This window comes from Rhodococcus sp. NPDC080181 (genome assembly GCF_040702225.1).
GTDB classification, from domain to species: domain Bacteria; phylum Actinomycetota; class Actinomycetes; order Mycobacteriales; family Mycobacteriaceae; genus Rhodococcoides; species Rhodococcoides fascians.
In genome coordinates this window covers 1-1,444 of record NZ_JBFBKN010000065.1, presented here as the reverse complement: position 1 = coordinate 1,444, position 1,444 = coordinate 1, and the positions used below count along the sequence as shown (strand labels likewise).

General features: G+C 54.4%; 1 rRNA gene. It reads right to left on the bottom strand.

Annotated elements, in window-relative coordinates:
* Positions 1 to 54: 54 nt before the first annotated feature.
* Positions 55 to 1,444: ribosomal RNA gene (locus AB0O58_RS26705) — 23S ribosomal RNA — on the bottom strand; the annotation flags it as partial.

The following is a 1,444-nucleotide window of genomic DNA, read 5'->3' as shown; positions in this document are numbered from 1 at the left end:
GAACAACTACTCGTGTGTTGTTTCAGATATTGCACAGTGGACGCGTAGCTTCTTTGTGGTAAGTCCTCGGCCTATTAGTACCAGTCACCTGCATACATTGCTGTACTTCCAGTTCTGGCCTATCAACCCGGTGGTCTGCCGGGGGCCTTACCCCCTCGAGGGGGTGAGAAACCTCATCTTGGAACAGGCTTCCCGCTTAGATGCTTTCAGCGGTTATCCCTTCCGAACGTAGCCAACCAGCGGTGCTCCTGGTGGAACAACTGGCACACCAGAGGTTCGTCCGTCCCGGTCCTCTCGTACTAGGGACAGCCTTCCTCAAGTTTCTTACGCGCGCGGCGGATAGAGACCGAACTGTCTCACGACGTTCTAAACCCAGCTCGCGTGCCGCTTTAATGGGCGAACAGCCCAACCCTTGGGACCTACTCCAGCCCCAGGATGCGACGAGCCGACATCGAGGTGCCAAACCATCCCGTCGATATGGACTCTTGGGGAAGATCAGCCTGTTATCCCCGGGGTACCTTTTATCCGTTGAGCGACACCGCTTCCACTTGCCGGTGCCGGATCACTAGTCCCGACTTTCGTCCCTGCTCGACTTGTCAGTCTCACAGTCAAGCTCCCTTGTGCACTTGCACTCGACACCTGATTGCCAACCAGGCTGAGGGAACCTTTGGGCGCCTCCGTTACATTTTAGGAGGCAACCGCCCCAGTTAAACTACCCACCAGGCACTGTCCCTGAACCAGATCATGGTCCGAGGTTGAGGTATCCAATACGATCAGAGTGGTATTTCAACAACGACTCCACAGTAACTGGCGTCACCGCTTCACAGTCTCCCACCTATCCTACACAAACCGAACCGAACACCAATACCAAGCTGTAGTGAAGGTCCCGGGGTCTTTTCGTCCTGCCGCGCGTAACGAGCATCTTTACTCGTAATGCAATTTCGCCGAGTCTATGGTTGAGACAGCTGAGAAGTCGTTACGCCATTCGTGCAGGTCGGAACTTACCCGACAAGGAATTTCGCTACCTTAGGATGGTTATAGTTACCACCGCCGTTTACTGGGGCTTAAATTCTCAGCTTCGCCATTACTGGCTAACCGGTCCTCTTAACCTTCCAGCACCGGGCAGGCGTCAGTCCGTATACATCGTCTTACGACTTCGCACGGACCTGTGTTTTTAGTAAACAGTCGCTTCTCACTGGTCTCTGCGGCCCACACCAGCTCAGGAAGCAAGTTCCATCACCGGCAGGGGCCCCCCTTCTCCCGAAGTTACGGGGGCATTTTGCCGAGTTCCTTAACCATAGTTATCTCGATCGCCTTAGTATTCTCTACCTGACCACCTGTGTCGGTTTGGGGTACGGGCCGTGTAACAACTCACTAGAGGCTTTTCTCGGCAGCATAGGATCACTGAATTCGCCTCAATCGGCTACGCATCACCTCTCAGGCT